Below are 25,931 nucleotides of genomic sequence, written 5' to 3' on the forward strand. Positions count from 1 at the left end.
CTTTCATGCATTCTCTCGGCCCGCTTGCGGTCCCGCTGCGATGACCGGTCCGAACGCTCTATGCCTTGTGGGCCAATGACCCAGCTCAACGGACGCCTTTCCTTGCCAATCGCGTCCTGCAGCAGGTTCAGGCCCTGCATGAATGCATCAGGACGAGGCGGGCAACCTGGAACATAAATATCCACCGGAATGAATTCGTCCACGCCCTGGACTACGCTGTAAATGTCATACATCCCGCCGGAATTGGCACAGGAACCCATCGAGATAACCCAGCGCGGTTCCAGCATCTGCTCGTAGAGCCGCTGGAGTACCGGCGCCATTTTGATGAATACGGTGCCGGAAATTACGATCAAGTCGGCTTGACGAGGTGAGGCACGGATCACCTCGGAGCCGAACCGGGCCACGTCATACTTGCTGGTGAAGCTGGTTGCCATTTCAACATAGCAACAAGAGAGGCCGAAGTTGTAGGGCCAGACGGAATTCTTGCGGCCCCACGCGATGAGATCCTGTAGCCGCGCAAGTAACACACTTCTGCGGACATCTTCTTCAAATCCACTAGCGTCGGGGATAACTGACGTTTCAGGCCTTGGCCCGGTTGGCTTGGCTGGTTCGGTTGCTCTACTCAGCGACCATCGCATCATTCACCTCTTTTTTGGGAGAGTGGGCGCGTTTGGGCCCCAATCCAGCGCGCCCAGCCGCCACAGATAAGCCAGGGCCGCACCCAACACACCGATAAAGATGATCGCCTCGATATAACCGGCCCAGCCCAGCTCACGAAAAGCGATGGCCCAGGCAAAAAGGAACACGGCTTCCACATCGAAAATCACAAAGAACATTGCGATCAAATAAAATTTGGCGGATAGACGCACCCGCGCACGACCGACAGTGACGATACCGGACTCGAAAGGCTCATCCGCGGCATTGGCGTTATGGCGTTCACCGATGATGTATGACAACGCCAATATCCCTGCCACCAGAACGATGACGAGAAAGAAGTAAGCCACCAGAGGCCAAACATTAATCGATTGTATTGCTGAAGTATCCACGGATCAGATCCCGCCGATTGATCGCTGAGAGTTTCCGCCAGCGGCCGAGTGTCCCACCACCTTCGCTGAATGCAACGGCTTTCCAATAACGCAACGCGTTATACTCGTTGCAGCAATGCTGATTTAAAGTCGGCAAGAATCGCTGCTTCTTGCTAACCTCCAGGATTTATCGAAATTCGTGAACTGGTTTAATAGAAGGTTATTGATACGCCTACAATGCGAGTGATTCAGTTCGATAGCACACAGAGGCCTGACGAGTCTTGTCGGAACATACTGGATTTTTCGGGGATCTGGACGGGGCCTGCAAACTGACAACGAGCACTAACACTTGCCTTCTGTATCTCTATCTACGGCTTTGCATAGAAGCTTGAAACCAGATTTTTTAATCGACTGAACTACCACCTACTGAAAGTAGGTGGGTTGGCGCAGCTTGGAAGCAGACAACTGAAATCGTCTAACCGCAGACGGTGGTTTTAACCAAATTTATTGAAATAAAATATTCAGCAATAGCCTCAAGCAATCCGTGGTTTTTTTTCTTGAACCGCCATTCTATAATTCTCCACCTCCATTACTGAATGGGAGAAAACATGAAATTTATAGTTGCGGCTATTTTCGTGGCCATAATTTCAAGCACTGCGTGGGCGACCGATACTTCTCCGATATTTCAAAAGCCGGATGCCCAAAGCAAGTTCAGGGATGCGCAGCGCCATGTGAATGAACTGATGAAAACTGGTCAGTATAAAGAGGCAGCTGAATACATGACTGTCTATCAAAAGTTGGCGTGCGAAGCCGCAGAGCAAAAAGCGGGCAGAAGCGTAGAAGACGCAACTGAAATATGCGCGCGCAAGCACAGTCCGGCAGGAATTAGCGTCAGTAGTGCCTTGCAGCAACAAGAACGCCCTGCTACAGACCCATTAGCTTCAAATGTGGTGGCCCCAGGCATTACGGTTATACCACGCGATCTGCCCGGCACACCGACTCTGCTGGATGGCTCGACGCCCTCGCTTTTTATGTTTGATCCGCGGAGTGCGCCGGGGGAAGCAGGCGTTCGAACTGAGCGGCAGACTGACCCGTGGACAGGAACTCCCTGATTCGACCTTCATCAACACGTATTACAGTGTATACGAATTTCGGAGTAAATCGGTTCAAATATAAGGGGAAAAACAGCGTGCCTCGAGCTGTAGCATTCCTGCTAGATAGATGTTTACATTCACTGCCTTAAACAAAGAATTGAAACAAAAACACCTCAGTCCAGGCAGTTTTTTCCATTGGAACTCCCGGGATTGAGGTGTATTATTCGCGACTGGAATTCCACTCAATATACCGGAGGCTGGTTTTGAAAATATCTTACCTGGCAATAGCTTTCTCATTTGGGCTGGCACTGCTGAGCCCGCTACATGCGCTTGCGGAAAAGACGGGCGAAAATAACGGCGGCGCGGCCGCGGGAATGCCGGCTAACGAAGGTAAAGTCCTATCCACACTGGATGCGCCGGGATACACCTACATGGAATTGGCAAATACCGAGAAACGTTTCTGGATAGCCGCCCCGACCACAAGAGTTAAGCCGGGTGACCGTGTTCGTTTTGAACAAAGCCTGGTTATGAAAAATTTCAACAGCAAAACGCTGAATCGTACCTTTGATCAAATTATTTTTGTCAATTCAGCAACCGTAATTGACTAGCTAGATACCACTTTAATATTATTATATAAGTCTCTGATAAATCAGTTTATTTAATCGTCCTTCCCGTCTTCCGGCGTTTGTTGGCTGTTTCCGGGTTTTTCTCAGATTCTGGTTCAACAAACCCCACGAAGAGCTTGTTTTTTAATTTCTTTAATTCATCCCGATATTCCGCTGCGCGCTCGAATTCAAGATTTTTCGCTGCATCAAGCATCTGCTTTTCCAGTAGCTTGATTTCTTTGGCCAGTTGCACCTCGCTCATGGAATCGTAGCGCGCCTGTACCTGTGCCGCCTTGAGCTGTTGCTGGGCGGTTTCCATGTTGTACACCCCATCAATCAAATCCTTGACACGTTTCTGAACGCTGCGAGGCGTAATGCCGTGTTCCTGATTAAACAGGATCTGTTTATTGCGCCGCCGCTCGGTTTCGTCCATGGCGAGGCGCATTGAATTCGTAATCCTGTCGGCATATAGCAGCGCTGTGCCGTTAATATGGCGGGCGGCACGGCCTATGGTCTGTATTAACGAACGTTCCGACCGCAGGAAACCTTCCTTGTCGGCGTCCAGTATGGCTACAAGGGAAACTTCCGGTATGTCCAGACCCTCTCGCAGCAGATTGATCCCTACCAACACATCGAATTGGCCCAGCCGCAGGTCGCGAATGATTTCCACCCGCTCTACCGTATCGATATCCGAATGAAGATAGCGCACCTTGATGCCATGATCGGAAAAATAATCGGTCAAATCTTCAGCCATGCGTTTGGTGAGTGTCGTAACCAGTACGCGCTCGCCTTTGGCCGTGCGGAGGTTGACCTCCGACATAAGGTCATCGACCTGAGTGGTGGCAGGACGAACCTCGATCTGCGGATCCACCAGACCGGTAGGCCGTACCACCTGCTCTACTACCTGGCCGCTGTGCACGCGCTCAAACTCCGCGGGAGTTGCCGAAACAAATACCGTTTGCGGCATGACTTTTCTGAACTCATCGAATCGCAGCGGACGATTGTCCAGCGCTGAGGGCAGGCGGAAGCCGTAATCCACGAGGTTCTCCTTGCGGGAACGATCACCTTTGTACATGCCGCCTACCTGTGGGACGGTGACGTGACTCTCGTCGATTACCATCAGGGTGCTGGGCGGCAGGTAATCGAGGAGGGTGGGTGGTGGCTCTCCCGGATTTTTCCCCGACAAGTGCCGCGAATAGTTCTCGATGCCTTTGCAGAAGCCCAGTTCGTTAAGCATTTCCAGATCGAAACGGGTGCGTTGTTCGATACGCTGCAGCTCTACCAGTTTGTTGTGCTGCTGGAAAAAGTCCAGGCGTTCGCGCAGTTCGGTCTTGATCGTTTCGATCGCACGCAGCGTAGTGCTTCTGGGCGTCACATAGTGGCTGGATGGATAAACCGTGTAACGCGATACTTTCCTCAAGGTTCTGCCGGTGAGCGGATCGAACAGTGTCATGCTTTCCACTTCATCGTCGAACAATGATACGCGCACGGCTGTTTCCGAGCTTTCCGCAGGAAATATGTCAAGCACGTCTCCCCTCACCCTGAAAGTTCCGCGAGAGAATTCGAACTCGTTGCGTTCATACTGCATTTCAATCAGGCGCTGTATAGCCTGGCGTTGAGTAATCTTTTCGTGCTCGCGCAAATGCAGAATCATCCCGTGGTAGTCCACAGGATCACCGATGCCGTATATGCACGATACGGTAGCAACGATGATAGTGTCATCCCGCTCGAGCAGCGCCTTCGTTGCGGACAGGCGCATTTGCTCGATATGCTCGTTGATGTTGGAATCCTTCTCGATAAAAAGGTCGCGCGACGGTACGTACGCTTCCGGCTGATAATAGTCGTAATAGGAAACGAAATACTCGACCGCGTTTTCCGGGAAAAACTCCCGCATTTCCGCATAGAGCTGCGCGGCCAGCGTTTTGTTTGGCGCCATGATAATCGCAGGCCGCCCCAGCAGCGCGATCACGTGAGCCATGGTGAAAGTCTTGCCTGAACCCGTCACGCCCAGGAGAGTTTGAAACGCGAGGCCGTCCTCTATCCCTTCCACGAGTTTGTCGATCGCTTCGGGTTGATCACCGGCAGGCTTGAACGGCTGATGCAGCTTGTAAGGACTATTGGGGAAGGTAACGATCACGGGTATAATTTGCGGACCGAATCAGGTTTTTCTTCAGCTTGGTTTTCGGCAATTTTATCATGCAGACGCCCGTCGCATCGGCTTAAGGACATTATCGTGGAACTCTCAAAGCGCGTTCAGGCCATAAGGCCCTCCCCCACCCTGGCCGTAACTGCCCGAGCTGCCCGGCTCAAGGCGGAAGGCCGGGACATCATCGGGCTTGGAGCCGGCGAGCCCGATTTCGATACCCCGCAACATATCAAGGATGCGGCCATTATCGCCATTAACAAAGGTTTTACAAAATACACGGCGGTGGGCGGCACACCAGGCCTCAAGAATGCCATTATCGCCAAGTTCAAGCGCGACAACGGATTTGATTACACTGCCAGTCAAATCCTGGTTTCTTGCGGTGGAAAGCAAAGCTTCTTCAACCTGACACTTTCCTTCATCAATCCTGGTGATGAAGTCATCATACCCGCGCCCTTCTGGGTTTCCTATCCCGACATCGTTCTTATCGCAGAGGGCAAGCCCGTAATCGTCGAGGCGGGTATCGAGCAAGGTTTCAAAATAACCGCGGCGCAACTGGAACAAGCCATCACCCCCAGAACCAGAATGTTCGTCATGAACAGCCCCAGCAATCCCTCTGGTGCGGTTTATACATTGGATGAGCTGAAGGCCCTGGGCGAAGTTCTGCTCAAACACCCGGATATCCTGGTTGCCACCGATGACATGTACGAACATATTCTGCTTTCCAATGGCAAATTCGTGAATATCCTCAACGCATGTCCTGATCTGTATCCACGGACCGTGGTACTCAATGGAGTGTCCAAGGCATACGCAATGACCGGCTGGCGCATCGGTTATTGCGGGGGCCCGCAGCACATCATCGCCGCAATGGAGAACGTTCAGTCCCAGAGTACTTCCAACCCCACTTCCATTTCACAGGCCGCCGCCGAAATAGCGCTTAACGGCGACCAATCGTGTATTGCACCCATGGTGACAGCCTTCAAGGAACGCAACCGGTTCGTGACCGATGCGCTCAACGCCATTCCGGGCATCAAGTGCCTGTTGTCAGCGGGCGCATTCTACGCCTTTGCCGATGTCAGGGAGGCCATAAGCGGGGTGCATGCCAAAGGGAAAATCAAGGATTGCAGCGATATCGCGCTCAGCGAATATCTGCTGGAACAAGGGGTTGCGGTGGTACCTGGATCCGCATTCGGCAGTGAAGGATATATCCGGCTTTCCTTCGCCACCACCATGACCAACCTGGAAAACGCACTCGGCCGCATCGCGAAAGCGTTGGCCTGAAAACTGAAGGTGCAAGCGAGGAGGCTCTGGCGTCTGAGAGGGGATCGATTTCTCAGGAGGAGCACAAATGCTGAATATTCTAAAGCCTTTTGGCGACCCGTGTTTCAGGCCGCGGCATCAACGCCATTAACGCTGCCGAACTTGAAATAGTCCTGTGCGGGGGCGGCAGCGGAATATCGGTTCCAGGCGCGGCGAGAGGCAGGGAAACATTTGCGACATGGCATTCCCATTTCTCTCCCACCGATTTTTACCAGTATCCCGGCGGCACCATGTAGAGTCCCGTATCCCATTTCCATTCCCTGACGGAATTTTCGGTCATCGCATTCTTATCATCCGGCTGCGCGGTCCAGTGGAAATCGCATACGCTCCCCTTATGCCCGACAAAGGTATGTATGCCCCCGTTTGCCACGCCAACGAAGAATGGTACATTCTCCAGCTTTTCCAACAGTGCTTCGGTTTTCCTGTCCGGCGTGACGCCGCGGTAGCCCGTGATGACTGCGTCGCAACGTACACCTGCCGAACCGGGCACGGGCGATTTCCATACGCGCGCGCCCGCTTTTGCCATGTTAAGCGCGCCTAGTTTTTCGCGTTCGCCCGAATCCTCAAGATCGCCGGCAGTGCGCGGACAATAAAACACGGCGGTCCAGCCGTCCTTCTGCAATTCTTCACAGAGGACGGTCCCCCGCAGATCAGCATCCTTCACTCTACTGCTTATCTCGGCAAACCGTGCCTCAATCCCGGCGCCTTCATAGGCCGCTTTCACGTTATCCATCACCCAGCCGATACACGAGCTTTCCCGAATACGGGCAGCCCGTCCCGACGGGTTTTCTATGACAACGGCGCCGGGCTCGATCGATCCCATTCGCCAGTTACCGGCGCTCATCGCGTCTATCTGCGTCTGTAGGCCGGGGCGGTCGCCTCTCAGAATTGCATCATGAAAGGGCGAATGGTCCCCGTAGTAGAGGCCCACACCGGTTTGCTCGATGGCAGTCTTATGCGCGCTGCTGTTTTCAGTGATGCTCTTGTCACCGAGTTCCGCAACCTTCCTCCAGCTTACCGTCTCTTCGCCCATGGTCGCGGTACTTCCCGTTTTGGCGAACAACCATTCGGCAATGGACAAGGCAGGTTGATCGGAAATCGTATTGACATTGCCATCACGGTCGTAGTTATCGATAATCTCCCATAACTTTTCAAGATTCTGCATCGTACCTTTGATAAACCCGTTATCCGAGATGCTCCCCACATCCAACTCTGGATAAACGCTCTGCAGTTCGACGGTATTAATGGGTTTTCCCTTCAAGCGACTGATAAAAGTGGCATGGTCGAGTATGGGCATCCTGTAATTCCCCAAAGCACGTTAAGACGGTGTGGGTTAAAGGCGGAGATTGCTTACCGTTTTTTCTTGCCGAATGATTTACTCTAGCAGCAATTGGGAAAAGTTCAATTTTGGTTATCCAACGGCGCACGCGCCCCGGTTCCTGCCGGTGCTATTCCAGGGATATGAACCATCAGGCCATCGCAACCCCGCCGAATGCGGCCTGGATGTATTCAATACCCGCTCGCCATCAACTCCCAAATCTCGAGAGTCCGTCGGGACTTTCACCTTATACTCATGCGGGCGAAAGCCGGGCTGAATCAAAAATTAAAAAACCAACGGGGAAGAGTGGTTATAAAGTCTTGACATATTTCCTATTGTTCGGTTGACGCCGAAGGTCAGGCGTTATAAATTCGCATCCGGAGCTAAACCTCCGGGAGTTTTGGACAGGATACGATAATTGAAGCGCCATCCCCAAATAGAAGGAGTTAACTTGAAAACAGCCAATTCAAATCTAATAAGGCGTGCATTAGTCTCGACGCTGGCAATCACATCAGTTATCGCGCCTCTGACTGCCGTAGAGGGAGCAGCCCTGACTATTAGCGGAATCACTCAGGAGCAGGTAGGTTACAGACCTGACTGCGCATCGCAGTTTGGAGGCACGACCACCGGTATTGGAACCAGCTCTCTCCTAGGTCGGGTTTCGTTTGAGACTAATGATTGCATCACTCCTATCGATGACTACTTCGCTTTTACCGGAACAATGATATTTACGGTATCGAATGGAAATGAGTTGTTTGCCGACTATAGCGGTTTCTTTACTCCAACGCCTTATCTACCGATATTTACCTTGACGGACTCCATCTTCAAGATAACGGGTGGAACCGGCAGTTTCCAGAGAGCAACAGGAGGTGGAATATTACAGGGCGGGCAAAATATCCTGACAGGTCAGGGGTTAATGCAGGCAACGGGAACCATATCAGATTACAAGAAATATAGGGAAAAGTCAGACAGGGATACGTTTGGCCCATCATTTTCGAATTTGCGTACGGTTGGCAGCATTGATGATACAGCGGTTATGCACGGGTCAGGTGACGAGGTTGCCGCCGTCAGTCTGGTGCCCGGTTCTCTTACTCTTGGCGACTATTTCTACCCGGATCAGAGCGGACAGTTACTTGCGATAAACGACCTACCCGAATCGGGTTCCTTGAGCCTGCTGGGAATCGGCCTCGCCAGCCTTGCGGTTATACGTCGCCGCAAGCTATCAAAAGCACGCGACTGATTTTTAGAACATGAGGCCAGATAGTTCCATTTATTATCAGATATGGCTTTTCGGGCAAACCTTGAACAGGTAATGACAATAGAATGACGATCAGGATGGCGGCATGGGGCCTGGGGAGGAAGGGCGAGCGGCACGAGCAATCTCCAGCATGGTTTCCAGCCCTTCCGTGATCAATTGTTCGATCACCGGAGTAAAGTATGGAAGCGACAGCATCAGCACTACCATGCCGACCATCAGCGTGATCGGAAAACCGACAGCGAAGATATTGAGTTGGGGGGAGGCGCGAGTCAGAATGCCCAGCGCCAGATTGACAATGAGCAGCGCGGCGACGACCGGCAGCGCGAGTTTCAGGCCTGCCAGAAAAATCGTGCCTCCCCAGTCGGCAAGCTTCTTCCACCCGACAGCTGAAAAGGGCTCGATGGAAATAGGAAATGCAGTAAAACTTTCGGCCAGTACCGACAGCATCAGCAGATGACCGTTTAAGGAAAGAAATGTAAGCGTCGCCAGCAGGCCAAGGAATTTGCCCACTACCAGCGTGCTGCCATCGCTCTGGGGGGTAAAGAGCGTTGCGAAACCCAGGCCCATTTGCAGGCCCGCTATTTCTCCGGCCAGCTCCACAGCGCTGAAAACGATTCGCATCGCGAAGCCCATCGCCAGTCCTATCACGATCTGCTGGCTCAGCACCAGCAGTCCCTCGGGCGAGGCCGGTTCTACGTTGGGCAACGGCCCGACGGCTGGTGCTATAACGAGCGTAATAAGCACGCCCAGCCCGATCTTCACCCGCGTGGGAGTAGCCATGTTTCCCAGAACCGGCGTCGCCGCCAATAATGCCAGAACGCGGGCAAGCGGCCAGAGGAAAGCGATCAGCCAGGCGTTAAGATCGGCAGAACTGAAAGTGATCATTTTTCCCGATGCTGGGATGCACGATACCCCGGCGTTGCAATCGCTAGATCACCAGCGCCGGAATTCCCTCAAACACCTGCCGCATATAATCGAGCATTACTGAGAGCATCCACGGCCCAGCCAGCACCAGCGCGGCAAATAGCGCAACAAGCTTGGGAATGAAAGAGAGCGTCATCTCGTTGATTTGGGTGGCGGCCTGGAAAATGCTTACCAGCAGGCCGGTCGCCAACGCAACCAGCAACAGCGGAGCGGAAATCATCAGGGTTACTTCCATGGCCTTCTGGCCCAGCGTCATTACACTTTCCGGGGTCATCGTTTTTTCCTTAAAAATCGACCGGAGTTAACTGTCTGATCGATCATTGTTTCTCTCTTGCGCATCAATAAAAACTCTCCGCCAGTGAACCGATCAGCATGTGCCATCCGTCGACCAGCACAAACAGCATGATCTTGAACGGCAATGCCACGAGAGCGGGCGAGACCATCATCATGCCCATGGACATGAGCACTGAAGCGACAACCATGTCGATAATGAGAAAGGGAATGAATACGGCAAAGCCGATTTGAAATGCGGTTTTCAATTCGCTGGTGACAAAGGCCGGGGCAAGTACCCGCAAAGGCACGTCTTCCGGTCCGTTCAATTGCGGAACGCCGGAGAGCTTGACGAACAGCGCCAGGTCCGCTTCGCGGGTCTGTTTCATCATGAATGTTTTGAGCGGCGCCGTACCTCTCTCCAGCGCCTGGGCCATCGTTATCTTGTTATCGGTGTACGGTTGGTAGGCGTCTTCGTAAATCCTGTCAAATACAGGACCCATGACGAAAAAAGTAAGAAACAGCGCAAGCCCGACGAGCACCTGGTTGGGCGGCGACGATTGCGTGCCAAGGGCCTGGCGCAACAGCGAAAGCACGATGATGATGCGGGTAAAGCCGGTCATCATCAGCAGCGCAGCCGGCAGGAAAGTGAGCGATGTCAGCAGCAGCAGGGTTTGCAGACTCAGGGAATAGTTTTGCCCTCCTCCCGGAGCCGGCGTGCTGGTGAACGCGGGAAGACCCGGCGTTTGCGCCAATGCGAATAACGGCGCGGCAAGCAACACCATCCCAACCGCGATTCCCGGTGCGATGCGCGCCCCGGAGAGCTTGTTCATCCCTTTCTTAGTCATGCTGCTCTCTACCGCGCTTGTCGATCATTCGCCTGAACCATTCGGAAAAACGTGCATCTGTCCCGGTCCCGCCGCCAGTACTGGCGATATCACCAGTACTGCCGGTAATCTCACCTTTCGGCATGCTGTGCAATGCCGTCACATGACCTGGCGCAACACCAATTACCAGCCAGGTATTCGCAACTTCCACCAGCACCACCCGCTCACGCTGACCTACAGCGGAGCCGCCGATAACCTTGATTGCGCCGGCGGAGTTCCGTTGCATACCGCCGAAACGCCTCATAAGCCACGCGCAACCAGCCATTACCGCCAGCACCAGCCCCAGACCAATCATGACCTGAAGCATGCTGGTCCCGGAAGCGGCGCCCCCGGCTGACGCTGTTTGTGCCAGGGAATTGGCCGGCAACGCGTAAGAGGAGCCGGCTAGCCCCGGCACAAGAAAACGCTTCAACCCCGCCAGTAAACTTCCCGCCCGGGGCGAGACTTCGATAGAGCAAGATGTATTGGTCGGAATCATGGGTTTCTATGCGTGGCAATGCGAGTTCGCTCAGTACTCATCTGTTTCACACCCAGGATCAGGCTTTCAGGATTTAGCGGTTTAATTTACGAATCCGCTCGCTCGGTGTAATGATGTCGGTCAGGCGGATACCGAATTTTTCATTGACCACGACAACCTCGCCCTGGGCAATCAGATAGCCGTTGACCAGCACATCCATCGGCTCCCCGGCCAGGCCGTCCAGTTCGACCACGGAACCTTGCGCCAGTTGGAGCAGGTTCTTGATGGCGATCTTGGTCCGTCCCAGTTGCACGGTGAGCTGGACGGGTATATCCATTATCATGTCAATGTCATTTTGAATCTGCACCTTTTGCGTGCCGGTGAATTGCTCGAAAATCGGTGCCGGATCGCCATCGGCGGCAGCGGTGGCGGCATCTTCCCGCTCGGTCGTTAAAGGTGCGGAATTGGCTTGGGTTGCGGACACGTTCATCTCCTCGGGTTTATTCGTAAAAGGTCGCTTGGACAGGTTGCGGCGTTCGGCTGAGCTCATTCGTTACTCGCGGAGCCAAGCATTTTTTCCATGCGTAATGCATACTGACCATTGGATATGCCATAACGGCATTCCATTACCGGTACGCCATCCACGCTGGCGGTGACAAACTCGGGAAGGTCCAGCGGGATGACATCGCCTATCTGCATGTTGAGTATCTGATCGAGGGTAACCTGCACATGCGCCAGATTCACCAGCATGGTTACCTCAGCGGACTGCACCTGTTTTGACAAGCGGCCAACCCATCGTTTGTCCACCTCCAGCGCCTCGCCCTGCATGCTGCTGGAAAGCAGATCGCGGATCGGCTCAAGAATGGAGTATGGGACGCATATGTGCATCTCTCCGGCGACCGCTCCGAAATTGACCTCGAACGTGGTGGCCACAACCACTTCATTGGGTGTCGCTACGTTGGCGAACTGGGTGTTTGTCTCGGCGCGAATGTATTCGAACTCGATGGGATATACCGGCTGCCACGATTTTCCATAGCTGTCGAACACCAGATTAAGCAGGCGCTGAATGATACGCTGCTCAGTCTGGGTAAAATCCCGGCCTTCCTTCTTGGGGAGAAAACGCCCGTCGCCACCAAATAGATTGTCCACTACCAGGAACACCAGTGTAGGATCGAACACGAACAGCGAGGTCCCGCGTAACGGCTTGACGTGAACAAGGTTCAGATTGCTCGGGGCCACCAGGGTTCGCACAAATTCACTGAATTTGATTACCCTTACCGGTCCGGCAGTGACGTTTGCGCTCCGCCGCATGAAATTGAACAGGCCAAGCCGTAACAGACGTGCAAACCGCTCATTGATGATTTCAAGCGTCGGCATGCGCCCGCGCACAATACGCTCCTGCGTTGCCAGGTTATAGGGACGGAAGCTTGACGATGCATTGTTCTGCTGAACCGCTTCCGCATCACCTGTTACTCCTTTAAGCAGTGCATCCACCTCTTCCCGGGAGAGAAAGTCGTTGCTCATGGAGGCTTATTGGATGACGAAAGAAGTAAAAAGCACGCTTTCAACGGCGTGCCCGGCGCCTCCTTCATTGAAGAGCTGATTGATCTCCACCTGCAATTCGGCGGCAAGCTTTTTCTTGCCGTCAATGGCGGTAATCTGTGAGGCCTCTTTGCCGGAAAGAAGCAGCAAGATGCGGTTGCGCACTTCAGGCATGCGCAGCTTGATCAAATCGACTGTCCTGATATCCTCAACCTTCAAGGCCAGACTGGTCTGCAGGTGCTGCTCGTTGTGCTCACCCTGGAGATTGACGGTAAATGTATCGAGGCTGAGAAAAACAGGTGGTTTGTGCATGACGGCCGCCTCGTCCCGAACCTGATTGAAATACCACGCAGCGCCTCCGGCTCCTGCGCAGAGCAGCAGCGCCGCAGAAACAATCACGAGAATCAGGCTGCTTTTTCCGGTTTTTTGTTCCGGCCTGATAACCTTGGATTGTTCTTTATAATCCCTGTCCTGCTTGTTCAGCTTCGTTGCCATATTTCATCCTGTTGCAAATTGTGAATATCATTATCACGCCGATAGCAGCGCGATAACGCGGGGAACAGAGGGAGAAAAAAGTGCCAACTCGGAATTTGGTGCGAGACGATATTGGCCAGAAGACCGGGGAAGATCAAATGCAGCGGAAAGATAAATAAAAACTGGGGGGCCATGTGCTGTCTGACGCTTATCTGGCCCGGCCCGAAAATCGCAAGTATTTTTAACTCTGGCCAGCAGTCTGTATCGCTCCATCGAAAGCTACGCAAATGTGTCCACCAGGCTGTTTCCGGCGGAACGGATATGACTGACGCCCATATCGTTCCCCTGCGCGGTTCCCAGACCGACGCCATCATAACGTGCGCCAGGCCGGCCTTGCCTGTCGAATTCTCTTTGTTGTTGAGGGGATTCGGAGCTAACGGTCGTGCTGCCCAGATTGATTCCGCTGTCCGCCATCATTTCCTTAAGCCGAGGTAGGGCGGCTTCCAGTGCTTGCCGCACTTCGGGTTGTTGCGAAACAAACGTTGCGCTGGCCTGATCTCCGGTAACGGATAAAACGACTTGCAAGGGTCCAAGACCGGGAGGGTTGAGATTCAGTTCCGCAACCTGTTGTTGCTGGGACACCATCCAGAGTACTTTCTGACCCAATGCGTTATCCCAACCGGGTGCACCCAGGCGAGGCTCCAGCCCAAGCGCGGCAGCTGCATGGGCAGGTGCATCTGCCGCTACGGTCGAAATTGCGGAGGCGGACCCGCGCTCGATTGCGATGGCCGTCATCATTGCTTCCGTCTGTGCGGGAGGCAAGCTTTGGTGGGACGCATCCGTCAGGAATTGCGCTGATTTTTCACCTTCCGTTATCCAGTTGACCTCCCTCAAGCTGAATTCCGGCAAGCTTGATTGCAGACGTGGAGAAGCGCCCTGCGCTGCAGCCGGTCCTGTCCCGATTGGCGCATCATCTCCAATAATCGCGCGCGCAGCCTCAGCCTGTTTCGCCGTGGTTACCGTCCCAGCCGCGTTGGTCACCATCTCGGCCGCCAATACGTCCACTGATGTTTCGGTCGATATTTCAGACAATACTGTAGCGGATAACTGGGCGGTTCGGGGAGTTGCCCCGGAAGCGGCGGCTCGCACCCCGGCCTGCGCGGATGATTCCGCACCGGCTCCGGCTTCAGCGGCCAGTCCAGGCTGCAAGGCTGCAACACCCGCTTGCTGCGCGACGGTCGCGGCCAGCTCGGCCTGTGGCACTTCGGGCGTGAGATTGGCCGAAGCATCGGTCAAGGCATGGTCTGAGGCATCAACGTGATTGCCGATCGAGGCTTCGGGTGAATAGCCTGACGCCGGTTCTGGCAGCCCATTTGCGAGGGCGATGGACGGTGACGCCATGATGGCTGCAGCCATGGAGGTTTCTGTATCCTTGCCGTCCTTCTGTATTTCCGCGTTTCGGCCCGCTATCTGCCCGGTGCGCATGGCCATATCATTCGAAGTTTTGGCTTGCGCCGCATTCCCATCGGCCGACCTGATACCGGGCACATCGCCTTTTCCGTTAATTTCGTGCTCAAGTACTTCGCTGAAGCCCACTGCCTGCCCGGCTCCTCCGGTATCGGCAGCATCCGAAGCGAGGCCGGATTTTTTGATTTGAGACACTGGGGATGAAGTTGAATTGGGCAGCATGGGCGAGGTCAGCATAGTTTGTTCTCGATAGTTTGAATGTGATTGGAAAGGAAGCCTCTAGCGCGGCATTTTCTTACGCGCGGTGGTATTGCCTGCATGCTCGTCAGTTTCCTGCTGTTCACGCTTTATGGTACGCAGCAATTCCGCTCGCATACCGCGCTGTGCCAGCGTGTCATAGGAGTTGAAAGTACGCTTGGCCGACTGCCACGCTGCCCTGCCCGCCGCAACGCGCTGCTGCGCCGAAGCCAGAGCCTCATGCTGCTGAGTGATGGCATCATCAAGCTTATCGAGAAATTCCTGGTAGTTGCGCCAGTCGGATGCGGTTAACCCTTGTTGCATCAATGCCTGGAAGCGGGCACAGTAGTCATCCCGGTATTGCAGCAGTAATTGGAGCTTGGCTTCCATGTGCACGCCCTGCGTGTGCAGTGCTCCCAGGCGTTTTGCTGCGTCGTCTGTGCGCGTTTGCGCCAGTTCGAGCAGCGTCGCCAAAGCAGAAGATTTAGACATTTTTCGATGAGATCCGGTTAGGGTTCGGTCAAGCTGGACTGGGCTTGCGGACCAAGCAGCGCGACTAGTCTGATGGCGCTGTCTGCGTAACCCGCGCACTCGAACATGCCCTGCTGGAGAAATGCTTCCAGTTGGGGATACAGCGCTATGGCGCGATCCAGCAGCTTATCGCTACCGGGCGCATAGGCTCCCACGCTGATCAGGTCACGCGAGCGCTGGTAACGCGAGTAGAGCTGCTTGAACCCGCGCACCTGTTCGAAATATTCCGGCTGAATCAGGCTGGTCATAGCGCGGCTGATCGAAGCTTCGATATCAATTGCGGGATAATGGCCCGCTTCCGCAAGCTGCCGCGACAGCACAACGTGCCCATCGAGAATAGCGCGGGCCGCATCCGCGATGGGGTCCTGCTGATCGTCCCCCTCTGTCAGCACAGTGTAAAACGCCGTTATCGAGCCGCCGCCTTTGGCGCCGTTTCCGGCGCGTTCCACCAGTTGCGGCAATCTGGCAAATACGGAAGGCGGGTAACCCTTCGTAGCAGGCGGCTCACCGATTGCCAGCGCAATCTCCCGCTGGGCCATGGCGTAGCGGGTAAGGGAATCCATTATCAGCAGAACATTTCTGCCCTGGTCGCGGAAATACTCGGCGATGGACGTGGCATAGGAGGCGCCCTGCAATCGCATCAGTGGCCAAGTGTCGGCCGGGGCAGCGACTATCACTGAACGGGCCAATCCTTCCGGACCGAGGATTTGTTCGATAAATTCCTTTACCTCGCGTCCTCGCTCACCGATCAGTCCGACTACAATTACATCAGCGCTGGTGTAGCGCGCCATCATGCCAAGCAGCACGCTCTTCCCTACTCCGGAGCCGGCGAACAAGCCCATGCGTTGGCCGCGTCCTACGGTGAGCAGGGCATTGATGGCCCGCACCCCAACATCGAGTATCTGATTGATCGGTTCCCGATCGAGCGGATTAAGCGGCTTATTGACGAGTGGCGCGCCATGCCCCGCCTCCAGCGGCCCAAGGCCATCCAGGGGGCGTCCAGTCCCGTCAAGCACTCGCCCCAGCAGACCCTCCCCCACCGGGAAGCGCCTGAGCCGGTCGGATGCGCGCCGTCGTGGCTGGCCGGCGTCGCCAAGCATCGGCAATGCTCCGGTGTTGCCCCAGGGGATTACCTTTGCACCGGGCGTGAGGCCGGATATGTCGTTGGTGGGCATCAGGTAAAGCCGGTCGCCATGGAAACCCACCACCTCCGCTTCCGACCGGTTGCCGTTTGGCATGAGCACGGTGCAGCCGCTTCCCACCGCAAGCTTGAGCCCGACCGCTTCCATTACCAGTCCGGTAACGCGAGTAAGGCTGCCTGAAACCTCGAAGGGTTGGGAACTGACGGCCAGATCACCGCATCCCTTGAGGAAGCTGCGCCACTGGTCTGCGTGAGAGGAAACTTTCATTATCCTAAATCCGCTAGTCGCGGACTCATCCAAAAGATGAAGGTCAAGTGATACAAAAAGTCTTTGTGGATCATAATCCTAAACTGGAAAATGAGCGGTCAACTGCCGAATTTAGGATTACTCCAGCCAATTGCTATTCTGTCCCAGCGCCTGTGCGACGCGCTGCCAGCGGGTGGCAAGGGTGGCATCAATGTGGCTATTGCCCATCTTGATCCGGCAATTCCCGCGCTCCATGTTGGCATCAATGTAAACCGTGCAATCGTTGAGTTCGTGATTCAAATGTTCGCGCACCAGGGCAGCGTCATCCGGATGCAAAAATAACTGCGCCGGCTGGGTGAACGCAGCGTCATGCTGGAGGCACTCACGCACGACAGCAAGAATAAGTTCCGGCTTCACCTTCAAGGCCTCGCGCATCATTTGCTTTGCAAGGCAGAGAGCAAGAGTGAGCAGATCGCCGGCGATAGCCTGATCGGCACCGGCCAATTCCCGCTGGAAACTCTTGAGCAATCCTTGCAATTTGACGGCATCCGCAGCCGCTTGCTCGTCACCTGCCTGACGGCCAACTGTATGACCCGCCTTGAAACCAGCGTCGTACCCTGCGGCATGCCCTTCCTGCTGCGCTTGTTGATGAATCTGTTCGATTTGTTCGACGGTAGGTAGAAATACCGGGACGCCGGACTCTCCCGTGTCATCCTGCTTCTCGTCACAGGACTCGGGTATTGTCCGGACGGCTGACTCGAAGGCATCCATCTCCCAGCGCTGATAATTGAAGAGGCGTTCTTTCGGAATAATCCGGCTGGGCATAGATGCTCGTCCTTTTCTTTCTAGATAGTTCTGAGGGCTACGGGGCTACTACCAATCCGGTCGCTGCCAAATCGGGAAAGCATCCCTGTCAAACGTAACTCTCTTCATTCTTGCTGCCAAATGCGATCCGGCCCTCGTCGACGAGCCGCCGCACAACCTGCAATATTTGCTTCTGATGCGTCTCGACCTCGCTTACCCTCACCGGGCCCATGACTTCCAGGTCTTCCCGCAGCATTTCCGAGGCCCTGTTGGACATGTTTCTGAAGATTTTTTCGCGTAAATCCTCCGCGGCGCCTTTCAGTGCAATGACCAGTGACACGGACTCGACTTCGCGCAGTATGAGCTGGATACCGCGATCGTCGATGTCCATCAGGTTCTCGAAGACGATCATCTGGTCCATTATTTTCTGTGCGAGATCGTCGTCAAACTCGCGCAAATTGCCGAGCACCGAGGCCTCGGCCGCGCTACCCATGAAGTTGATAATTTCGGCCGCCGTACGAATTCCGCCTACCGGGCTCTTGTTGATATTCTCGCTGCCCGACAGCAGGTCGGTCAGCACATCGTTGAGTTCGCGCAATGCGTAGGGCTGAATACCTTCAAGCGTAGCGATACGCAGCAGCACGTCGTTGCGCAGTTGCTCGGTAAGCTGCCCGAGAATATCGCTTGCCTGATTACGGTCCAGATGCACAAGAATGGTGGCGATGATTTGTGGATGCTCGCCTTTGATCAACTCCGCCACCGATTGCGAATCGATCCATTTGAGACCTTCAATACCACTGGTATCGCTGCCTTCGAGGATACGGCTGATAATATCGGTGGACTTGTCCTCGCCCAAAGCTCTTTGCAGGACCGTGCGGGCGTAGCTCTCCGAATCGATATCCAGCAAAAGAGTGTCCCCTGTGGCACGGCTACAGAAATCGCTGAGTACAAAATCGATCTGCTCCTGGCTCACATTCTTCAGTTTTGCCATCGCCATACCCAGTTTCTGCACCTCAAGAGGATTGAGATGCTTGAGTACCTTCACCGCCTCATCCTCACCCAGCGACAGAAGCAGAATCGCTCCCTTGTTGATGCCTTCCTCATTCATTGCCGCTTACCCACTGCTTGACCACGTTTGCCACCACCTTTGGATCGTCTCTGGCCAATTGCCGGGCAAGCGCCAGGTTCTGTTCATACTGGGGAAACTGCGGCACTTGCTTCAGGGCGGGCGCCGGTTGCACAGTTTGATCCTCCTTTTGTTCCGGAGATTCCGCCAGCAGCGGCGGCGCGGGCAGTTGATTGGCGCGCTTCAGCATCGGACGCAATACACCCAGCACCAGATACATGATCAAGGCTGCGATCAGTAAATTCTTTCCCACCTGCTGGGCAAGATCGATCATCTCGGGTTGTTTCCAGAGCGGCAGTTCGGGCGGAAGATCCTGCTGCATGTCCGTGAACGGGCTATTGACCACATTCAATGTATCGCCACGCTCCCTGTTGAATCCCATGGCTTCTTTCACCAGATCCGTGATCTGTGCCGTTTGAACTTCAGTCAGCGGTTTGCTGCTGACGGCTCCATCCTGACCCGTTACCTTGTGGTGGTTGACCACTACCGCAACGGACAACCGCTTGATGCCGCCTACCGGTTTCCGCACGTGCTGGATTCTTTTGTCCACCTCGTAGTTGATCGTGGCATCCTTGCGCGTGTTGGACGGCGGCTTGGGCGTGTTGGCTTGTGCATCTGGTGTTCCAGGCGGCGCGGCGCCCACGTTTGGCGTTTGACTAAGCGGCGAGCCCGGCGGCGGTGGCGTGTTGATCGGTGCGGTTGCCGGCATCGGAGGCTGATTGGAAAGCGCGCCGGGTACGCCACCCTCGGTCTGGCCGCTGCTGGCCGATTCGGAGGTCTGCTGACTGCGCACCGTCGAGCTGCCAGGGTCCTGGTTGGGTTTGTAGATCTCTTCCATCTGCTCAGAGTGAGCAAAATCGACATCCGCGGCAACCTGAGCGCGCACGTTTTCCTTTCCGACAATGGGCGCAATGATAGCTTCGATGCGTCTTATATAACTCTGCTCAAGCGCCTGCAAGTACTTCAACTGATTTGGATTCAAGCCGCTACCGGGATCCGATTCATCGACTTTGCTCAACAGATTGCCTTGCTGGTCCACTACCGTAACATTACTGAGAGGCAGGTTCGGGACGCTGCTCGAAACCAGATGCATGATTGCGTTTACCTGCTGCGGATCGAGCACACGGCCAGGGTAGAGATTTACCAGCACTGAGGCACTGGGTTTCTGTTGTTCGCGCATGAATACCGATTGCTTGCCCATGGCCAAATGGACCCGCGCGCTATCGACCGCCGCGATCGCCTGGATCGAGCGGGCCAGTTCGCCTTCCAGCGCACGCTGGAAGTTGACATGCTCAAGAAACTGGCTGGTGCCAAATTTCTGGTTTTCCATCAGTTCAAAACCCACCAGCCCACCCTTTGGCAAACCCTGCGCGGCAAGCTTCAGCCGGACGTCATGAACCCGATCGGCAGGCACGAGAATGGCACCCCCGCCATCGGCAAACTTGTGCGGCACATTCATTTGCTGCAGGGATGCGATGATGGCTCCGCCGTCGCGATCAGACACGTTGCTGAATAACACCTTGTAGTCTGGGGTCTGAGCCCACATCCAACCGCCAGCCAGCAGTGCAATAATGGCCGAGGCAGCCAGCATAAAGCCCATTTTCTGCGGACTCGACAGCCGGGCCATAAAACCCAGTGCAAAATTCTGAAGGCCGCCCTCCGGGACGGCTGCGACTGCGTCCGCCGCTACTGCCATGACGTTGTCTCCGGCGATTCGATGTGAATCGAAAAGGATTTTTTATTGGTCGTCATATTCAGGCGCAGCCTGCGGATTCAAGGAATTGGAATTCCAGCATTATCGGCATGAACGCCTGTTTTAATGCAGAGAATAAAAGCGGGTTTTCCGGCTATTTCAGGACATGGGTCCGAGTCCACGGATGCTATCGTGCACACTTTCCTGAAAGCACGAATGGCGGAGGCAATATGGATGTATCGAAAATAGATGCGATGCTCGCGCAGTTGCAAGCTGGAGCAGCGCGCGCCGCCGGAAAAATGGCGCCGATTTCGGCAACATCGAACACGGGTGCGAGTGGAGGCGTTGATTTCACCTCTGTACTCAAGAAGTCGCTGGACCATGTCAATAACGTCCAGCAGCATGCCACAAAGCTTGGGCGGGATTTCGAACTGGGTGCGCCCGAAGCAAACCTGACCGAAGCCATGATCTCGATGCAGAAGGCGTCCATCTCATTTCAATATACGCTGCAAGTGCGTAACAAGCTGGTATCGGCATATCAGGACATCATGAATATGCCGGTCTGAAATTATCGGCTACCCATAGAAGGAGGTCCATGGAAGGAAATATCTAATCCGGACGCGGAAGCGCCGAAATTTCCATTTTGGTTTCCATTCGGGTTTCCATCCTATAAAGCCACGCCAGCAGTTCCGCCACGGCGCGATAGAGTTGAGGCGGAATATACTGGTCCAGATCCACCTGCATGAGCAGGGATACCAGTTCAGCCGACTCGTGCACGTAGATGCCATGGGCCCGCGCCTCGCTGATAATGGTTTCAGCGATCAGCCCTCGCCCCTTGGCAATTACCTGGGGAGCCGCACGGCCGTCCCGGTAAGCCAGCGCCACCGCAGCTCCACGCGCTTTACTCGGATCAGGTCGCTTCATCCAGATCCACTCCCATCCCCAGTAGTTTGATGCCGGCGGATTCCAGCCCTTCCGCAAGCGGCGCCGCACCAGCGCGCAGCATGAACGCCGTCACGGGTTCCGCTGCCGTTACCCGCACTTCGACACCGTGTGCGTCGAGCCGCAGGCTGGCCGAGATTTGACCCAGGTTTGGCAGAGTCAGATTCAAGCGGCTCTGCCAGGCGGCTGGAATTTGGTCGGGCTCATCGGTTGAATCCGGTTTTTCCTCTGCGACCTCCCATTCAATGGTTTGACCAGGCCAGGCGATACCCTGCCAACTGACCTGCCGCATCTCGAAAGCTTCGAGTTGCTGCCGCACCAGGGCCAGGGCATCGGGATGAACCGGAGCAGGCGCGTCGGCGGCGCTTTCGCTTGCCATGGCAGACATAGCCGGCATAGCGGTCATAGCGGATGCTCCCGCCCGGGTATTTGTACCAGGCATGGACGGGCGCAGCCCGGACAAAGGTGCTTGTGGCTCCAGCAGTAAATCTTCCAGTGGCCTGGCGCCCGCTATCCACTGCGCCTGATGAGATTCGTAAAACAGACCGCTTTGGCCCAGTGCGCCAGCCAGGCTCCGGGCCAGTAGAACACCGTCAGCAGGTGGTGCCGCAAGCAAGGGGGATCTGTTGGATAGTGCTGATGTGGTATCCGGAGACGCCGAGCGACCCAGCAGCCCGCTGATAAATCGTCCGGCCCTGCTCAGCGGTACGGAAATTGCGGTAGCGGGTGTATCTGTCATGAGCATGAATGCCGGCCGAGGATTCCGGGAAACGAAAATCAGGTTCAGCGCATCCCCTGGGCGCAAGCCGGCGGGCAGCTTCATATGCAATAGCTGCTTATCCACCGTATCCGGTGCCTCCATCATCACCGCAAACTCCCCATTCAAGAGAGCGGCGTGCACCGTTGCACGAAGATGCCGGCCCGGCTCCAGTCCCGCCAGGAAGGCGGCGTAGCTGGCTTGCCTGTGGGCTGACGAACCGCTCGGGCTGGTCGAAACTATTGCATTGAGCGCATTGAGTGCAAGCATTTCGAGTATTTTTTTCTGAATTCAGCGGCTAATGCCGTTGGGCTATGGTTTGTACTGTCCTCTATGCAAGAAAGAAATGGAGCGATTAAGAGAACATGTTCAATCTCCGCCATTTTTCGCGTAACGCGGAATTGCTATCTGCAATCGTTCTTGTCATACGCCTGATGTACCCGCCGGGCCATCCCCGCGTTGCCAAGCAAAGTCTGCACCTGTTTCATCCAGGGCTCGGCATATATGCGTATTTCCGAATCATCGGCCAGAATCTTGTGTATCAGTTCAATTTTCCGACGCTGCATGTCAGCCGTAAGCCGCACAGGTTGTGCCGCCTTGAGTTGCGCCACTACCCCGGCACAACAGCGTTCCAGTACTGTCAATCTGTCCCATTCGCCGATTCGGGCTGCTTCTTTCATTTCGCCGGTAAAATTGGAAATAGCCTGAAATGCGGCGAGGATTTCCGTGTTGCTCATCGTATTCATGCCTTTCCCAAACCATTGACAGCGGCTTTGGAAGCCGGAGAGGCTGACGAGTCTGTACCCGCACTGCCTGGCGCAGTAGAGGCGCCAATTGCTTCCCATGCCTCACTCAACTCGCCAAGCAGCCGAACAACTTCCTCGATGTATTCAGGTTTATTATGCAAATTGGCAAACAACAGGCGGCGGCCCATGTAATCGTAGAGCGCACTCAACTGCTGCGCCAGTTCGCCCCCGGCCTCGATGTCCAGGCTGGCCTGAAGACCGGAATTGATAATTGTAATCGCCCTGGAAATGGCCTCTCCCTTGGCCTTGATCTCGCCGCTTCTCATATGAACAAGGGCGGAAGATAGTGCCACTTGTGCACCCTCGAACAGCATCAGGATGAGCTTGTGCGGGCTGGCCGCGATCACACCGGTCTCGAGACCAACGCGGGCATAGGCGTTAACGCCGTTGCGGGATGCTGTATACATATTGTGATACTCCTTCAGGGACTGTTCTTCGTTCAGGAATTGGAATTATTCTTCGGTAATGCCGCGAGTTGCTGCTGGAGAAACTGGCTGGTCTGATTCAAACTGCTAAGCATCACATCGAGCGCGGTGAACTGCGCCCGGTAACGAGCCTCGGTCATGTCCAGACGCTTGATAAAATCTTCCTGACGGCGGTCTATATCCTTGATGCTGGCATTGATTCCATCGACGCGGGTGGCGATGATGCCATCGTCAGCCAGCAGATCTTCCGCCAGCTTGTTCAACCGATCGGCATAACCACGCGAGAAATTGACCGACCCTCGCGCGCCCAGCGGCCCACCGTTGATGACGAGGCGCAAGCCCTCCGTTGCGTCGCCTGCCGCAGCCGTAAGTATCTGGCCGGTTCCGGTGGCGGCCACGCCATTAATCGTACCTGCCGCATCCACTCCCACCGTTGCCGCAGGGCTTGCCCCAAGCAGATTATCGGCGCCATTGCCGCCGGATAATGCGATGCTTGAGCCGGAACCGTAGCGCGCCGACGCAAGGCCGAGTACGCCGACGGATTGGGAAACCACAATCGAACTGCCCGCCGCCACGAGAGCGTCAGCGCCATTCAACCTGCTTTGCACCTCGGCCGCGAGCGCATCTGCCGATCCATACGTCGCGGCAGCGAGCGTAATGCTGACCGTCACGCCATCGACGGTGAGAGTCAACTGATCGTTGACACCGGCGGTAATGGTCAGCCCCGCGGCCTGGCTTCCGGTAAGGCCACCCGTGGTAGCCAATTGCGTGACTGTGATCGCATAGTTTCCAGCGGCCGTCTTATCGGTCGCGCCGTCATAGGCGATCAGGCTATCGGTGGGCATGCCACGCGCAGCGAAGAGACCGGCGATATGATCGAGGCCGGCATCGGTTGCGGTCTGCAGCTTGGTGGAATCCAGCGCCAGGCTGCCGTCTTTCTGAAAAGCGACGCCAATCTGTGATAACGAGGTAAAGCTGCCTGATGTGCCGCCCATGCTTCCCACAGAGGCCGATACCGTGGCGCGAAGCCAGCGCTGAATTGATAAAGCCGCGGAATCTCCCTGCAGCACCCCGCCCCTGTCCGCCGCCGTGTTATATGTACTGAGATCCGCGAGTGTCTGATTAACCGAATTGAACGACTTGACGAATGCTTCCACTGACGCCTTGATGCCATCGGTATCGCGCGCGACGTTAAGCGTGGTCGGGCTGCCCGCATTGCTCTTGAGCAGGTTGAGTGTCACACCCTCGATCGCGTCGGTAATCGTGTTCGAGGTCTTGCTGATGGCGATCCCATCGATCAGGAGCTTGGCGTCCTGCGCCGCCTGAGCTTGCGTGAGATTCTTTCCGGCACTGACTGCAGCGGTTGGATCGAAAGCAAGCTGGGATAAACCGGCGGTGTCCAGGTTAGCGCCGTCGTCATCGCTCGCAGTGATCTTGACGCTGTTGGCAGCACCTCCGTCCTTCGAGGTTAATACCAGGCGGTTGCTGCTGCCGTCGTTGATAATTGTTGCGCTAATGCCGATATTGGCTGCATTGATCGCGTCGCGCACCCCGGAAAGCGTATTATTGGAGGGATCGATCGTTACTGTTTGCGCCGATTTTGCGCTGTTCAGGGTAAAAGTGTTCGAGCCGCTGTCATAAGTACCGTATTGAATGGTCAGGGTGCCGCTGCCCACCACGCTGGTAGTGCCGGCAAAACCCCCTGAGTGGACTTTTTGCTGTTGCGCCAATTGCTGCACTTCCACCGAGTAGCTGCCCGGCACCGCCTTGCCATCGGTATTGGCAGTGGCAGTCAATATGGAAGCGTCTCCTGCACTGGCCTTTACAGCCTGGAACTTGGCCGGGTCGGCGAGTCCTTGCATAGCAGTCTGAAATGCGGACAATGCGCCCTTCAGCGTCCCGTAGGCGGACAGCTTCGCCTTGTAATCCGATTCGCGCCGGTCCAGCAACGCGAGCGGTTGCCGTTCGACCGCCATCAACTGACTGACGATGCCATTCACATCGAGATTCGAGCCCACACCTGGTGCTGTGATTCCCATGTTTGTCTCCCGTTTTGTGCTGTTCGTTAAATTCCGCCCCATGGGCCTGGTCAAGCTTTCGTGTGCAAAAGCAGACCCTTCAACCGGCCAAGCGCTTTGGCCAGAGCCAGCATTTCCTCCATTGGGATCTGCCTCACTAACTCGCCGGTTGCGCTGTCGATGATTTTAACCACTAGCCTGTCGCTCTCGGCGTCAATACTAAACTCCAGCGTAGACGTGTCCGCCCGGGTGATTTCCTGCGCTATCTGCGCACGCGCCGACGGCGATGACATCCTGCCTGAGCGGTTTTGCGTGTCCCCAGCCGGCCGTATTAAACCGGGTTCGGGGCGGATTACGGCGCCGGCTCCAACTTGTTTGATATCCATCGCAGACTCCGAAGCAATTGAAAAGGGAACCCGG

Annotated in this window: 27 protein-coding genes and 1 pseudogene; 5 read left to right on the forward strand and 23 right to left on the reverse strand. The window is 55.3% G+C overall.

What is annotated here, in order from left to right; translation table 11 throughout:
- Window positions 1-92 precede the first annotated feature (92 nt).
- Both BMX66_RS01505 and BMX66_RS01510 read right to left on the reverse strand, forming a co-directional pair.
- A pseudogene (locus tag BMX66_RS01505) lies at window positions 93-569 on the reverse strand (NADH-quinone oxidoreductase subunit B family protein); the annotation flags it as partial.
- A 72-nt stretch (window positions 570-641) separates the two neighbouring features.
- Entirely contained in the window at window positions 642-1,046 is a 405-nt protein-coding gene (locus BMX66_RS01510; RefSeq protein ID WP_090877701.1) for an NADH-quinone oxidoreductase subunit A, read from the reverse strand.
- Between the two features lie 587 nt (window positions 1,047-1,633).
- Here BMX66_RS01510 and BMX66_RS01515 point away from each other — a divergent pair.
- Window positions 1,634-2,137, forward strand: coding sequence for a hypothetical protein (locus BMX66_RS01515; protein WP_090877703.1), 504 nt, complete (start codon window positions 1,634-1,636; stop codon window positions 2,135-2,137).
- Window positions 2,138-2,382: 245 nt separating this feature from the next.
- Window positions 2,383-2,727: an NrfJ-related protein gene (locus BMX66_RS01520; protein ID WP_255398751.1), complete on the forward strand. Its 345-nt coding sequence runs from the start codon at window positions 2,383-2,385 to the stop codon at window positions 2,725-2,727.
- Window positions 2,728-2,773: 46 nt separating this feature from the next.
- On the opposite strand, the gene uvrB is transcribed toward BMX66_RS01520, so the two are convergent.
- Window positions 2,774-4,861 (reverse strand): excinuclease ABC subunit UvrB, encoded by a 2,088-nt coding sequence (gene uvrB, locus BMX66_RS01525; protein WP_090877704.1) that lies wholly within the window; start codon window positions 4,859-4,861, stop codon window positions 2,774-2,776.
- Between the two features lie 96 nt (window positions 4,862-4,957).
- Between uvrB and BMX66_RS01530 the strand changes: the two genes are divergently transcribed.
- Window positions 4,958-6,148: a pyridoxal phosphate-dependent aminotransferase gene (locus BMX66_RS01530; RefSeq protein ID WP_090879670.1), complete on the forward strand. Its 1,191-nt coding sequence runs from the start codon at window positions 4,958-4,960 to the stop codon at window positions 6,146-6,148.
- A 247-nt stretch (window positions 6,149-6,395) separates the two neighbouring features.
- Here BMX66_RS01530 and BMX66_RS01535 read toward each other — a convergent pair whose 3' ends face one another.
- Window positions 6,396-7,484, reverse strand: coding sequence for a hypothetical protein (locus BMX66_RS01535; protein WP_090877706.1), 1,089 nt, complete (start codon window positions 7,482-7,484; stop codon window positions 6,396-6,398).
- Between the two features lie 472 nt (window positions 7,485-7,956).
- Here BMX66_RS01535 and BMX66_RS01540 point away from each other — a divergent pair, with 472 nt between their 5' ends.
- A complete protein-coding gene (locus tag BMX66_RS01540; RefSeq protein ID WP_143058175.1) occupies window positions 7,957-8,745 on the forward strand; it encodes a PEP-CTERM sorting domain-containing protein in 789 nt (262 codons plus the stop codon).
- 90 nt (window positions 8,746-8,835) lie between these two features.
- On the opposite strand, the gene fliR is transcribed toward BMX66_RS01540, so the two are convergent.
- The 13 genes from fliR to fliF all read right to left on the reverse strand — a co-directional run bounded on the left by fliR (window position 8,836) and on the right by fliF (window position 20,566).
- On the reverse strand, window positions 8,836-9,648 hold the full coding sequence (fliR, locus tag BMX66_RS01545) for a flagellar biosynthetic protein FliR (RefSeq protein ID WP_090877710.1): 813 nt from the start codon (window positions 9,646-9,648) through the stop codon (window positions 8,836-8,838).
- 43 nt (window positions 9,649-9,691) lie between these two features.
- On the reverse strand, window positions 9,692-9,961 hold the full coding sequence (gene fliQ, locus BMX66_RS01550; protein WP_090877712.1) for a flagellar biosynthesis protein FliQ: 270 nt from the start codon (window positions 9,959-9,961) through the stop codon (window positions 9,692-9,694).
- A gap of 64 nt (window positions 9,962-10,025) precedes the next feature.
- Window positions 10,026-10,790 carry a flagellar type III secretion system pore protein FliP gene (fliP, locus tag BMX66_RS01555; RefSeq protein ID WP_090879674.1) on the reverse strand — a complete coding sequence of 255 codons (765 nt, stop codon included), beginning with the start codon at window positions 10,788-10,790 and terminating at the stop codon, window positions 10,026-10,028.
- A 7-nt stretch (window positions 10,791-10,797) separates the two neighbouring features.
- A complete protein-coding gene (gene fliO / locus BMX66_RS01560; protein ID WP_090877714.1) occupies window positions 10,798-11,322 on the reverse strand; it encodes a flagellar biosynthetic protein FliO in 525 nt (174 codons plus the stop codon).
- 73 nt (window positions 11,323-11,395) lie between these two features.
- Window positions 11,396-11,791, reverse strand: coding sequence for a flagellar motor switch protein FliN (fliN, locus tag BMX66_RS01565; RefSeq protein ID WP_090879678.1), 396 nt, complete (start codon window positions 11,789-11,791; stop codon window positions 11,396-11,398).
- A gap of 56 nt (window positions 11,792-11,847) precedes the next feature.
- The gene (gene fliM / locus BMX66_RS01570) at window positions 11,848-12,825 is read right to left on the reverse strand and encodes a flagellar motor switch protein FliM (protein ID WP_090877716.1); all 978 of its coding nucleotides are present in this window, start codon (window positions 12,823-12,825) and stop codon (window positions 11,848-11,850) included.
- Between the two features lie 6 nt (window positions 12,826-12,831).
- On the reverse strand, window positions 12,832-13,338 hold the full coding sequence (fliL, locus tag BMX66_RS01575) for a flagellar basal body-associated protein FliL (protein ID WP_090877718.1): 507 nt from the start codon (window positions 13,336-13,338) through the stop codon (window positions 12,832-12,834).
- A gap of 258 nt (window positions 13,339-13,596) precedes the next feature.
- Entirely contained in the window at window positions 13,597-15,021 is a 1,425-nt protein-coding gene (locus BMX66_RS01585; RefSeq protein WP_090877722.1) for a flagellar hook-length control protein FliK, read from the reverse strand.
- A gap of 42 nt (window positions 15,022-15,063) precedes the next feature.
- Window positions 15,064-15,513 (reverse strand): flagellar export protein FliJ, encoded by a 450-nt coding sequence (gene fliJ, locus BMX66_RS01590; RefSeq protein WP_090877724.1) that lies wholly within the window; start codon window positions 15,511-15,513, stop codon window positions 15,064-15,066.
- A gap of 17 nt (window positions 15,514-15,530) precedes the next feature.
- The gene (gene fliI, locus BMX66_RS01595) at window positions 15,531-16,961 is read right to left on the reverse strand and encodes a flagellar protein export ATPase FliI (protein WP_090877726.1); all 1,431 of its coding nucleotides are present in this window, start codon (window positions 16,959-16,961) and stop codon (window positions 15,531-15,533) included.
- Between the two features lie 117 nt (window positions 16,962-17,078).
- Window positions 17,079-17,765, reverse strand: a complete 687-nt coding sequence (locus tag BMX66_RS01600) for a flagellar assembly protein FliH (RefSeq protein WP_090877729.1) — start codon at window positions 17,763-17,765, stop codon at window positions 17,079-17,081.
- An 88-nt stretch (window positions 17,766-17,853) separates the two neighbouring features.
- Window positions 17,854-18,852, reverse strand: coding sequence for a flagellar motor switch protein FliG (gene fliG, locus BMX66_RS01605; RefSeq protein ID WP_090877731.1), 999 nt, complete (start codon window positions 18,850-18,852; stop codon window positions 17,854-17,856).
- On the reverse strand, window positions 18,845-20,566 hold the full coding sequence (gene fliF, locus BMX66_RS01610) for a flagellar basal-body MS-ring/collar protein FliF (RefSeq protein WP_090877734.1): 1,722 nt from the start codon (window positions 20,564-20,566) through the stop codon (window positions 18,845-18,847). Before fliF ends, fliG begins: the two co-directional genes overlap by 8 nt.
- Before the next feature lie 23 nt (window positions 20,567-20,589).
- Between fliF and fliE the strand changes: the two genes are divergently transcribed.
- The gene (gene fliE / locus BMX66_RS16085) at window positions 20,590-21,129 is read left to right on the forward strand and encodes a flagellar hook-basal body complex protein FliE (protein WP_369826948.1); all 540 of its coding nucleotides are present in this window, start codon (window positions 20,590-20,592) and stop codon (window positions 21,127-21,129) included.
- Window positions 21,130-21,172: 43 nt separating this feature from the next.
- Here fliE and BMX66_RS01620 read toward each other — a convergent pair whose 3' ends face one another.
- From BMX66_RS01620 to BMX66_RS01645, 6 genes are all read right to left on the reverse strand, one after another.
- Window positions 21,173-21,487: an EscU/YscU/HrcU family type III secretion system export apparatus switch protein gene (locus tag BMX66_RS01620; RefSeq protein WP_090877736.1), complete on the reverse strand. Its 315-nt coding sequence runs from the start codon at window positions 21,485-21,487 to the stop codon at window positions 21,173-21,175.
- The gene (locus BMX66_RS01625; protein ID WP_090877738.1) at window positions 21,474-22,532 is read right to left on the reverse strand and encodes a flagellar hook-length control protein FliK; all 1,059 of its coding nucleotides are present in this window, start codon (window positions 22,530-22,532) and stop codon (window positions 21,474-21,476) included. The genes BMX66_RS01620 and BMX66_RS01625 overlap by 14 nt, the downstream gene beginning before the upstream one ends.
- Before the next feature lie 134 nt (window positions 22,533-22,666).
- The gene (locus BMX66_RS01630) at window positions 22,667-23,008 is read right to left on the reverse strand and encodes a flagellar protein FliT (protein ID WP_090877740.1); all 342 of its coding nucleotides are present in this window, start codon (window positions 23,006-23,008) and stop codon (window positions 22,667-22,669) included.
- Window positions 23,005-23,475 carry a flagellar export chaperone FliS gene (gene fliS / locus BMX66_RS01635; RefSeq protein WP_090877742.1) on the reverse strand — a complete coding sequence of 157 codons (471 nt, stop codon included), beginning with the start codon at window positions 23,473-23,475 and terminating at the stop codon, window positions 23,005-23,007. The genes BMX66_RS01630 and fliS overlap by 4 nt, the downstream gene beginning before the upstream one ends.
- A 32-nt stretch (window positions 23,476-23,507) precedes the next feature.
- Window positions 23,508-25,532 carry a flagellar filament capping protein FliD gene (fliD, locus tag BMX66_RS01640; RefSeq protein ID WP_090877744.1) on the reverse strand — a complete coding sequence of 675 codons (2,025 nt, stop codon included), beginning with the start codon at window positions 25,530-25,532 and terminating at the stop codon, window positions 23,508-23,510.
- 50 nt (window positions 25,533-25,582) lie between these two features.
- Window positions 25,583-25,897, reverse strand: coding sequence for a flagellar protein FlaG (locus BMX66_RS01645; protein ID WP_158593360.1), 315 nt, complete (start codon window positions 25,895-25,897; stop codon window positions 25,583-25,585).
- Between the last annotated feature and the right edge of the window lie 34 nt (window positions 25,898-25,931).

The organism is Nitrosovibrio sp. Nv6, assembly GCF_900110495.1.
In the GTDB taxonomy this organism is placed as follows: Bacteria; Pseudomonadota; Gammaproteobacteria; order Burkholderiales; family Nitrosomonadaceae; genus Nitrosospira.

Bases quoted from the DNA above. Each gene is read 5' to 3' on its own strand.
- BMX66_RS01515 (WP_090877703.1), top strand. From the start codon at position 1,634: ATGAAATTTATAGTTGCGGCTATTTTCGTGGCCATAATTTCAAGCACT.
- BMX66_RS01535 (WP_090877706.1), bottom strand. From the start codon at position 7,484: ATGCCCATACTCGACCATGCCACTTTTATCAGTCGCTTGAAGGGAAAA.
- fliR (WP_090877710.1), bottom strand. From the start codon at position 9,648: ATGATCACTTTCAGTTCTGCCGATCTTAACGCCTGGCTGATCGCTTTC.
- fliQ (WP_090877712.1), bottom strand. From the start codon at position 9,961: ATGACCCCGGAAAGTGTAATGACGCTGGGCCAGAAGGCCATGGAAGTA.
- fliP (WP_090879674.1), bottom strand. From the start codon at position 10,790: ATGAACAAGCTCTCCGGGGCGCGCATCGCACCGGGAATCGCGGTTGGG.
- fliO (WP_090877714.1), bottom strand. From the start codon at position 11,322: ATGATTCCGACCAATACATCTTGCTCTATCGAAGTCTCGCCCCGGGCG.
- fliN (WP_090879678.1), bottom strand. From the start codon at position 11,791: ATGAACGTGTCCGCAACCCAAGCCAATTCCGCACCTTTAACGACCGAG.
- fliM (WP_090877716.1), bottom strand. From the start codon at position 12,825: ATGAGCAACGACTTTCTCTCCCGGGAAGAGGTGGATGCACTGCTTAAA.
- fliL (WP_090877718.1), bottom strand. From the start codon at position 13,338: ATGGCAACGAAGCTGAACAAGCAGGACAGGGATTATAAAGAACAATCC.
- BMX66_RS01585 (WP_090877722.1), bottom strand. From the start codon at position 15,021: ATGCTGACCTCGCCCATGCTGCCCAATTCAACTTCATCCCCAGTGTCT.
- fliJ (WP_090877724.1), bottom strand. From the start codon at position 15,513: ATGTCTAAATCTTCTGCTTTGGCGACGCTGCTCGAACTGGCGCAAACG.
- fliI (WP_090877726.1), bottom strand. From the start codon at position 16,961: ATGAAAGTTTCCTCTCACGCAGACCAGTGGCGCAGCTTCCTCAAGGGA.
- BMX66_RS01600 (WP_090877729.1), bottom strand. From the start codon at position 17,765: ATGCCCAGCCGGATTATTCCGAAAGAACGCCTCTTCAATTATCAGCGC.
- fliG (WP_090877731.1), bottom strand. From the start codon at position 18,852: ATGAATGAGGAAGGCATCAACAAGGGAGCGATTCTGCTTCTGTCGCTG.
- fliF (WP_090877734.1), bottom strand. From the start codon at position 20,566: ATGGCAGTAGCGGCGGACGCAGTCGCAGCCGTCCCGGAGGGCGGCCTT.
- BMX66_RS01620 (WP_090877736.1), bottom strand. From the start codon at position 21,487: ATGAAGCGACCTGATCCGAGTAAAGCGCGTGGAGCTGCGGTGGCGCTG.
- BMX66_RS01625 (WP_090877738.1), bottom strand. From the start codon at position 22,532: ATGCTTGCACTCAATGCGCTCAATGCAATAGTTTCGACCAGCCCGAGC.
- BMX66_RS01630 (WP_090877740.1), bottom strand. From the start codon at position 23,008: ATGAATACGATGAGCAACACGGAAATCCTCGCCGCATTTCAGGCTATT.
- fliS (WP_090877742.1), bottom strand. From the start codon at position 23,475: ATGTATACAGCATCCCGCAACGGCGTTAACGCCTATGCCCGCGTTGGT.
- fliD (WP_090877744.1), bottom strand. From the start codon at position 25,532: ATGGGAATCACAGCACCAGGTGTGGGCTCGAATCTCGATGTGAATGGC.
- BMX66_RS01645 (WP_158593360.1), bottom strand. From the start codon at position 25,897: ATGGATATCAAACAAGTTGGAGCCGGCGCCGTAATCCGCCCCGAACCC.